Annotated in this window: 10 protein-coding genes; 2 read left to right on the top strand and 8 right to left on the bottom strand. The window is 44.6% G+C overall.

Annotated features, from left to right (window positions below):
- Positions 1 to 80 precede the first annotated feature (80 nt).
- Entirely contained in the window at positions 81 to 713 is a 633-nt protein-coding gene (locus tag NEPTK9_RS08275; RefSeq protein WP_194848365.1) for a thymidine kinase, read from the bottom strand.
- Positions 714 to 793: 80 nt separating this feature from the next.
- Between NEPTK9_RS08275 and NEPTK9_RS08270 the strand changes: the two genes are divergently transcribed.
- On the top strand, positions 794 to 1,963 hold the full coding sequence (locus NEPTK9_RS08270; RefSeq protein WP_194848364.1) for an ATP-binding protein: 1,170 nt from the start codon (positions 794 to 796) through the stop codon (positions 1,961 to 1,963).
- Between the two features lie 171 nt (positions 1,964 to 2,134).
- On the opposite strand, the gene NEPTK9_RS08265 is transcribed toward NEPTK9_RS08270, so the two are convergent.
- From NEPTK9_RS08265 to NEPTK9_RS08240, 6 genes are all read right to left on the bottom strand, one after another.
- The gene (locus NEPTK9_RS08265) at positions 2,135 to 2,989 is read right to left on the bottom strand and encodes a hypothetical protein (protein WP_194848363.1); all 855 of its coding nucleotides are present in this window, start codon (positions 2,987 to 2,989) and stop codon (positions 2,135 to 2,137) included.
- Complete coding sequence (locus tag NEPTK9_RS08260; protein WP_194848362.1) at positions 2,986 to 3,546, bottom strand: PulJ/GspJ family protein; 561 nt, start codon at positions 3,544 to 3,546, stop codon at positions 2,986 to 2,988. Before NEPTK9_RS08260 ends, NEPTK9_RS08265 begins: the two co-directional genes overlap by 4 nt.
- A gap of 183 nt (positions 3,547 to 3,729) precedes the next feature.
- On the bottom strand, positions 3,730 to 4,887 hold the full coding sequence (locus NEPTK9_RS08255) for an OPT/YSL family transporter (RefSeq protein WP_194848361.1): 1,158 nt from the start codon (positions 4,885 to 4,887) through the stop codon (positions 3,730 to 3,732).
- Positions 4,888 to 5,214, bottom strand: a complete 327-nt coding sequence (locus NEPTK9_RS08250) for a hypothetical protein (protein ID WP_194848360.1) — start codon at positions 5,212 to 5,214, stop codon at positions 4,888 to 4,890.
- Positions 5,198 to 5,701, bottom strand: coding sequence for a type IV pilus modification PilV family protein (locus tag NEPTK9_RS08245; protein ID WP_194848359.1), 504 nt, complete (start codon positions 5,699 to 5,701; stop codon positions 5,198 to 5,200). Before NEPTK9_RS08245 ends, NEPTK9_RS08250 begins: the two co-directional genes overlap by 17 nt.
- A 37-nt stretch (positions 5,702 to 5,738) precedes the next feature.
- The gene (locus NEPTK9_RS08240) at positions 5,739 to 6,728 is read right to left on the bottom strand and encodes a hypothetical protein (protein WP_194848358.1); all 990 of its coding nucleotides are present in this window, start codon (positions 6,726 to 6,728) and stop codon (positions 5,739 to 5,741) included.
- Between the two features lie 113 nt (positions 6,729 to 6,841).
- On the opposite strand from NEPTK9_RS08240, the gene NEPTK9_RS08235 reads away from it, so the two are divergent.
- Positions 6,842 to 7,828, top strand: a complete 987-nt coding sequence (locus NEPTK9_RS08235) for a hypothetical protein (protein ID WP_194848357.1) — start codon at positions 6,842 to 6,844, stop codon at positions 7,826 to 7,828.
- Here NEPTK9_RS08235 and NEPTK9_RS08230 read toward each other — a convergent pair.
- Positions 7,797 to 8,540, bottom strand: coding sequence for a metallophosphoesterase (locus NEPTK9_RS08230; protein ID WP_194848356.1), 744 nt, complete (start codon positions 8,538 to 8,540; stop codon positions 7,797 to 7,799). The two genes, NEPTK9_RS08235 and NEPTK9_RS08230, sit on opposite strands and share 32 nt — an antisense overlap.
- Positions 8,541 to 8,874: the final 334 nt, after the last annotated feature.

The raw sequence follows: 8,874 nt of genomic DNA, 5'->3' as shown, positions 1-8,874 counted from the left end.
GCTGAGTCTGTTGTCTCAGCAAGGGCACCTGTCAACGTGCCTATGGTAGCAGCAACTGCGCTAGCTACAAGCTCCTTCCTTTAGGGAGGAGTAGTTGACTGGACGCCTACCTTTTCAAAAGCATATTCGGTAATAGAACCGACATCATTTATGTAATGTTTCATACAAACCGAAGTGTAACTTTCGTTCCCTCCAATTTGGACTTGTGAACCTGACTTTACAGGGTTTCCTTCGCTGTCGACCCGCATATTCATGATCGCTTTACTTCCGCAGTGACAAATCGTTTTAATTTCGATCATCTCTTCTGCCCATGCAAGAAGATAGATGCTCCCTTCAAAAGGTTCCCCCTTAAAGTCGCTCCGAAGACCGTAGCAAAGGGCGGCAACATCAAACTCTTTTGTGGCAGCAATCACCTGTGCTACCTGCGCTTTGGTCATAAAGTGGGCCTCATCGATCAAGATGCAACGGAGATTTGGAAAGTTGCTGCGCACTTTGTCGATATAATCAAAAATATTGAAGTCGATATCAAACAAAACGGCTTCTTGCTTCAGCCCAATTCTCGAGTAAATGGCTGGATCGCCAAACCGATCATCAAAGGCCGGGGCAAAAAGAATGGTATCCATTCCTCGTTCTTTATAGTTATAACTCGATTGAAGGAGAGTGGTACTTTTCCCAGCATTCATTGCTGAGTAGTAGAAATAAGTTTTTGCCATCTTGCCTATCCTAAGCTTATTTCCTCCCTAATCTAGCGCAGGGAGTAAAAAATTCCAAATATAATCTCTGATTTGGTATCATGAGTACCATGAAAAAACGGTACTGGACTCTTCTGTTTGTCCTCGGCTTTGCAAGCTTTTTATGCTTTTGCACCCCCTCGCTCCATGCCTATCGGGAGTGGCTCCTTTTTCTTTGCTTATTTGGAATTGCATTGATCGTTCAAAAAAAGGGTGTTGGGCAGCGGAAGTTCAAAGATATACCCCTTTTAGATGCCTTGCAAGAAGGGGTCATTACCTTAGATTGGGAAGGAAAGGTGCTTCAGGTCAACCAAAAAGGGGCTCACTACTTGAAAGAAGAGAAGGGGAGGCTCATTGGTACCCTCCTTTTTAACCATCCTCTTCTAAAGAGCCACTATCAAAACTTTCACCGGATCCGAGAAACATTTATTCATCAGTCTTTTGCTAATGAAAAAGAAGGTCTTGAAGGGGAAATCAAAGTGTTAGAGCCGAGAAAAAAGATTCTCGTTACCCTTCTCGACAGCTCTGGACACTATCAGAAAAAGCAGCTCGGAAAAGACTTTGTTGCCAACGCTTCCCACGAACTCCGTACCCCCATCACTATTATTAAGGGGTTTGCAGAGACGATCTATGATCTTCCCGAGATTTCAAGTGGGATGCTCACCGAGTTTACAGAAAAAATTGTCCGCAACTGCCAGAGGATGGATAGCCTTGTCAAAAATCTCCTCACCCTTGCCGACCTCGACTACCTTCCAAGAGCAAAACTCCAAGAGTGTGATCTCGTTGCCCTTATCGATAGTTGTAGCCAGACCCTCCTCTCCCTCCATCCCGAAATTCAGATCGAATCGCTCCATAATGAGGAGGTGATTATCATCCATGGAGATCCCGACCTTTTAGAACTGGCCATTATGAACCTCTTGGAAAATGGGGTGAAGTACTCCGAGCAGGCGGCTAAAATTACGATCACCATCGAAGATGGCTCCGATGCTGTAAAGCTAACCATTGCTGACCAGGGAATCGGGATTCCAGAGGGAGACCTCGATAAGATTTTTGAGCGCTTCTTTACCGTTGACAAAGCGCACTCCCGACGTATGGGAGGGGCAGGGCTTGGCCTTTCCATCGTCGACGTGATTATCAGCAAACATCAGGCCAAGATTGATGTGACCTCGACTTGGGAAAAGGGAACCACCTTTACCCTGACTTTCCAAAAGGTTAGTACAGCGTTTCAGTAAAACCTTTCCAATCTAAATTCATCTTTTTCCGGATGATTTTGCGCTCGATCTCGACAACCCTCATAGGGGTTGCCATCGATCTCCGCGCTGCATCCTTCAAAAAAATCTGAACTTATCTATGACAAGGTTTTACTGAAACGCTGTACTGGGGCGTGTCATTAATGACACGCCCTACTTTGCCATTACAGTAATTTGGGTGTTGGGATCGGTATGTTTCCCTGATACTTTATCGCTTGTTTTATAACGGGTTTCGAAAAGAACGCGACGTATTCCTAAAAACTCCTCTACTCGCTCCTTTTTAAGAGGGGAGCGACACTTCACTCTTGCATTGATAAGGAGCTTTTTTTCTTCAGAGATGAGTTGTTGCGCTTTCCCTTCCCCTAGGACAACCTTGAGAAGAAGGGGGTTGGCATAATGAAAATGGATCGGTGGCCCTTCCATCTCTTCGAAAGTGAAGAAGTCAGCAAAGGGGGGATGCCCCCGCCCTTCTAAGGTGTAGGTATGGGTCCCCTTCACCATCTTATAAAAAACCCAGTTCAGCTCCCGATCCTCAAAGGTAATGGTGTGAAAGGGGGGAGGGTCCTCCTCTTTTTTATATTTTGCCACAAGCGCTTTGATGAGTTTCTTCTCAAGCCCACTCCCTTTAGGATAAAACTTAGCACCGATGTAAAGCCGCTTTACATAGGCTGCCGCAATCGCCTCTAGCTGGGGCCATTTTTCAGGATCGTTTAGAAGAGAAGAGAGATTGAGTTTCCCGTTTTCCCAACCGATCCGGTCATTGCGAAAGTATCTATCTTGGATTTGCTTGTTTGCATTATTTTTAGTTCCTGTGCTTGTTCCTGGTTTTCGGTCAAGAGAGCGATTATAGGTGTGGCGCACTTTTTCATTCCGCGCTTCGCGCAGGCCCTTAAAGTAGGCAGAGTAGATCTTTTTATCCTTTTTCTGGGAGACCATTTTTTGATACTGGGTTGTCGAAAAAAGACTTAGAACCAGGATGATGATCATCACGAAGGGGAGAAGGTTCATTTTTTCTCCTTCATGGGGATCGGTTCAAGCTTTTGCCTGATCCAGAAGGCGTAGGACTCCTCTTCCCCGGAAGCGGTTAGGGTGAGTTTGACATAATGGGGGAGGTAGTTTGTCGATTTTTCCCACACCTCAACCTCTTCCATTCCGATGTTTGCTGGGGTCAGGAAATGGTAGGAAATTGCGCTCACCCCTTTCCTTAAAACCTCTTTTTTTGGCACGGGGTTTCCCGGCAACTTTAAGATCAACCGCTCCTTTTCAAGCTCGATTGTTCCCTCCACTCTTCCAGAAAACATTGGGTTGGGGTCGGCTCCATTTTGATAAGCGATGTGGAGAGTTGGGGGTTCGTTTTCCATGTAAAGCGTCCCATCAAGGGTCGCAAAAACCTGGTCGAGCCGTTGTTGGAGTTCAACGCGGGCCATTACAGCCTGCTCACTTTTTTCAAGGCGGTTTTTGAGGACCGTGCCGCTATAAAGAGCGCTAAATAACACCCCGAGGACAAGGGCGGTTAGAGCAAAGCCCACTAAGACTTCCATTAAAGTGAAAGAAAACTTCTTCATGCAAACGATAATAACGAAAAAGAGCTTACTTGGATAGCTTCTGGGTCCATTAAGAAGTAAATGCTACAAGTTGACTGGCTGCGACTTTGCCAAATTAAGCTTCTTCGTCGCCCTTCCCTATTGGGAATGGTGCTCCTCATTCAGCTCAATTTTGCTGCGTCTTGTTGAGTCAACTTGTAGCATTTATTTCTTAACGGACCCTTGTCTTGATGCCCACCCCAGCCAAATGCTAAGAAGGACAAAAAAGGCAAAGGAGAAACCATTGCCGAGCAAGCCCGCTTTAGTCGCGGGGATGACTTTTAAGACGGTGAGAAGGGCGATGAAAACTCCCATGCAAGCATCTCCCGCAACAAGGCCTGACGAAATGATAATCCCTCGCTCGATATTTTTTTCAATAGAAGTCCACCGCTTTACAACGAAATGGACGAGTCCTCCGATCATGATGGTGGTGTTGAGGGAGATGGGAAGATAGAGTCCTACTACAAAAGGGAGGACAGGGACCCGCATCAGATAGACCAAGACCCCAAAGATCGCTCCGATGATCACCAAAAGAGCAGGGAGTTCCCCCTGGATAATTCCCTTTGCGATCATGGCCATCAGGGTTGCTTGGGGAGCGGGGAGTTTGGTGCTTCCAAACCCATAAGCATCACTGAGGAGATAGATTGTAAAGCCAATCGCTGCTGCGGGAAGGATAAGACCGATCACCTCTGCAATCTGTTGAGAACGAGGGGTTGCCCCAAGCAAAAACCCTGTCTTAAGATCTTGCGATGTGGTTCCGGCAAGGGCGATTGCTGTATTGACCACCGCTGCCATGACGATCGCTGCAATGAGGTGGATCTGGTCTGACCAGCCCAGCCCTGCAAAAATTAAGCAGGTAATTAAAAGGGTGGTGATTGTCATTCCCGAGGTAGAGTTCGAAGATCTTCCGACCAGCCCCACAGTGATCGAAGTGACCGCAACAAAGAAAAATCCTAAGACGATCAGCAAGAGAATTGTTACAATATTGAGATGGAAACCAGGCATCGCCCACAGTCCCAAAATAATTGCCGTCGATCCTAGAAGAAGGTAGGGGAGGGGAATATCTCGGTCGGTCCGCTCTACCCTCTTTTTTCCTGGCTTAAAGAGGTGGATGACCTCTCGAAAGGTTTCTACAATTGTCTTTCGGATGACCGGAGCGATCCGAAAGAGGGTGATCAGTCCCCCAACCGCCACTCCAACAGCACCGATGTAGCGGATGTAGGTCGACCAAATATCGGTTGCTGACATCATTGCAATCGGAACTGTTGAAGGGTAGATGGCCGAGGCTTCAGCACCAAACTTTTTAATGAGAGCGATCAACACCTACCAACCTAGTGCTCTGTCAACCCTAAGAATTAGGATAGATTGGTTGAGATTTTTTTTGGCTGGTAAATTGTGGAGACAGAGCACTAGGGCACTTCCCGTAAAGAGGACCATCGAGATACGGGGGCCGATGATATAGCCGACCCCTAAAAGAGCGGGAGTACAATCCAAACTGACCAAAGCACTTTCATACTTTTTTACAACAAAGGAAACCGCTTCATTCCACAAGTAGAAAGCGCTACTGCACAGCTTGTAAAGCCCACCAATGATGATTCCCAGAACCAGGGCTCGAAACGAAAACTCCTTGGGGCTATCCTCCGCTCTCACGAACGGCTTGAATGTCGCTAGGTGATCCTTCATCATCCCCGACATCCCCATCTACCGATTTTTTCGCTACCTTTTTTGCAAGAAAGACAAATTTATAGCTTGTTTTTTTGTTACATCCCCCGAAGCACACATCACAATGAAGGTGGCGAAGTTTATGGGTGTGGGCTTTTTTATGGGCATTATAAATATGACAGTGGGATGCTTTTTTAAACGTGCTCATAGAAGGGATCGATACCGTGATTTCTTCAACCCTTTCTGGCTTTTTCGTGTTTTTCCTTGGAAACTCTTCCCAGTTGTACTTGTCGATATGCTTTAAAACGTCATAAAAAATCAGTTCTGCATGTCGTTGCAGCTCCATCTCAATGAGATGTTTTTGCTCCTGTTTGTAAGCAAACAGGGGGTAACGGATAAGAGGGAAGGCGCACACTGCAAGAAGAGCAATGGCGATAAAGACTTCGATTAAAACAAAAGGGCGCTGTCTATGCATAAAAGCATATTACAGCGCCCTAAGATAAAAGGGAAGATTAAGCAGCCGTAGCTGCAGCTATAGCTATAGCTGAAATGTTATTTGAAGTCATAAGAGATGATAAGCACTTTCTGAAAGTACTGAATACACGAGATAGCAGGGGCTGGTTGGCTGAGTTCCCTTTCTTTTGGTTTGGCGGCACTAGACATTTCGACAGGGCTTTATATTGATTTACATGCTTTTTCATCGCTTGGGTGTCTTGATGTTTTTTAGTCATTTCAGTAAGTACGTTTTTAAAGAGTTTTTTATGCCTTTCGGTGGCGACTCGTTTTTGTATTTCTTCAAATGAGAGGCCGATAAACCACAGCTGCTCGTTTTTTGGTGTAGTTCTAGGGATGTCTTTCCAAGCATTGTCGACATCTTTATTTTTATCGTATCGTAGTACTTCAACCCTTGGGGTCGATAAGAAATCTAATGCCTTTATGAGAGTATCTCCTGCAGGACCTGTAAGAGTTGTGTCGGTGTAAACCTTTGATAGACCTTTAGCTGCTTTAGCAACATTATTTGGTACGGAGTTTTTTTGCATTAACTCAGTTATTTGGTGTTTAAGTTCTTTTTTGAATTCTTCGTGACTGAGAACTCCAAAGTTCTGAGGTGGCTTTGGGGTTTTGGTCTTAACAGGGGTCTCTTCTTTCATTTCTTTTTTAGTCACGTAGTGGAACAGAGCTGTGATTGCTGCGTAAGCTTTTTTCTCAAGAATGACAGCTCCAAACGTTAACATTATTAGAGGCATAGTTGCAAGTGCCGATCCCAGGTACCAACTAAAAAAATAAATAGCCAATCCATTTAAAGTAGAAAGTTTGGCAAAGTTTACTGTTGTTGATACAGCTTCCGATACTTGGCTTTGCACCTGCTCTAATGTTTTATTGATAGCAGAAATTGGGTTTAAATAACACATTTTTTCTCCCTTCTTTGTTATTTGATTGTAATAATGCATTTTATTATTAATTAAATCAATAATAAAAACTAATTTAATTATATTTTTCAAAACAAAAACGCAAACACATTTATATTAATGTCTTGAATAAGTTCTTTGACGAATATCTTAGAGAGGTATAGAATGAAATAGTTATAATTTTTTATTTAGAGCCGGATCGTGCGATGACATATCAGGGGCGTGCCCTTTACAACCTCCTTCAGATGAACCTTAAGCAAAATCCCAAGATGGAAGTCGAGGGGTGGCAGGTTGAGGATTACCGCTCTTTAAGCGAAGAAGAGCTTTTTAACCGTCTTAACAAATTAAATATTTCACTTGATAGGGCCAATTTTCTTCTTTACACCGAGGAGTACGACTGTCCAGAAGACCTTGCCGATGCACTCTATTTAGAGGAGAACTATGAGACCCATGAGCAGGTGTTTGTGGTGGTCTTTGAGCTTTGGCGCCGTCTTGCTGTTCAAAAACAATCTTTATCCATTTTTGTCGATGAATTCGACCACCTGATCGAGCGGTATGAGGCGGGAGACCTTGAAGTGGAGGAGAGCCTCCAGGAAGCTCTAGAGAGCTTTCAGATGATCCTTGATGACAATGTCGATGAGGGGGGAGGTCCCAGAGAGGGGTACCACTTTTTCTCAGCCTACTCGTGCCACGACCTTGAGGTCTTTATCTACGAGTATATTGCCCACCAAATCGATGCAGGAAACGATCAGTATGCCTCGACCCTTCTCGATGGGTTTTACCCTTATGTCGACAATAATCGGTGGTTTGACCTCTTACGTATCCGTCTCGTGATGGATGTCGATCCTGAAGAGGGGAACGTGATGTTAGAGCGTCTTTTAACATCGCTCAAAGAGGAGTCGGAGCTCTATCTCCTTTTTGAGGCGCTTCACTACCTTATCCATGTTGAAGAAACCGCGCAGTTTCAGGTTGCCTATCATCAAGCCCTTGATGAGCTTGAGACCGAAGAAGACCTTCGCGAGTTTCTGATGCTCACTGCCGAGTATTTTAATGCCATCGAGAAAGAGGAAGAAGAGGCCCTTATCAACGAGCTTTTAGAGAAGCAAAAGGGGAAAGATCTTCAAGCCAAACTCAAGCCTTGCGATGACTCCCTCCAAATGCTTAAGCCTTTATTAGGACCGGCTCAAAGTTAAGGTAATCTGCCGCGGTAAAAAGGTAGAGGATCCCATTTTTTTCACCGAAAAGGGGACGCTCTTTTTTCACATTATGTAAGTGACCAAACACGCAGACATTTATCTTAAATTCTTCTAAAATCTTTGAGGTTGCGGAAGGGTGAAGGTCAGCCCCAATGGGAGGGTAGTGGGTCATGGCAACGCGGTAGGGTGCATTGGGGTCGAGCTTTTCCAGACTCATCCGCAGTCGAGCGAGATCCCGCTCAAAAATCTTTTGTTCCTTTTCTGGATCTTTCTTTTTTTTCTTTGCGAGGGGGTTTTTTTGAAAAACGATATGTTTACTAAAGTTATATTCGGTTGTGTCCCAAAGGCGGCAGCCGCCGATGGTGACTCCATTATGGTTATAGGCATTGTTATGGATAAAGTGGATGGAAGGGGGAAGGGCCGCAGCAAGTTTACTACTTGAAGGCCACCAGTAGTCATGGTTCCCCTTAAGAATGACCTTAGTTCCAGGGAGGGCATCGATCCATTCGAGATCTTTTAGGGCATCTTCAAGCTTCATCGCCCAAGAGATATCCCCAGCGATGAGAACAAGATCCTCTTTTCCGATGACCTTTTTCCAATTGGTCTCAATGCGCTTTACGTAATTATTCCATGTGGGACCAAAAACTTCCATGTTTTTGCTAGGATTACCAATGGGTAAGTGGAGATCTGCAAGTGCCCAAACTTTCATATCTGTAATGATAGTTTAACGAAAGTTAAAACCCAAGAGGCATAATTTTTTGCTTGCGCTTTAAAAGAGTGACAAGTTAAAATTTTTATCATTAGGACACAAGAATACTCGGTCCTTTAGGGCCGAGATGAATTGTGCCAGTAAAAATAACCCTTTTAGAAATTAACATTTGACACCCTCTTAAGACGAATGGTAGAATACTCGTATGTTAATCCGCAAGTCCTTTCAATTCAGACCAGCAATTCCCGGAATAAAAAATTTGAATAGCCCCCCTAACCATTTTTAAGCTACTAAAATTTCGTCCATGGAGGGACTATAAGGAAATAGCATTTCC

Source organism: Candidatus Neptunochlamydia vexilliferae, from assembly GCF_015356785.1.
Lineage (GTDB): Bacteria > Chlamydiota > Chlamydiia > Chlamydiales > Simkaniaceae > Neptunichlamydia > Neptunichlamydia vexilliferae.
This window is presented reverse-complemented; position numbering and strand designations above follow the sequence as displayed.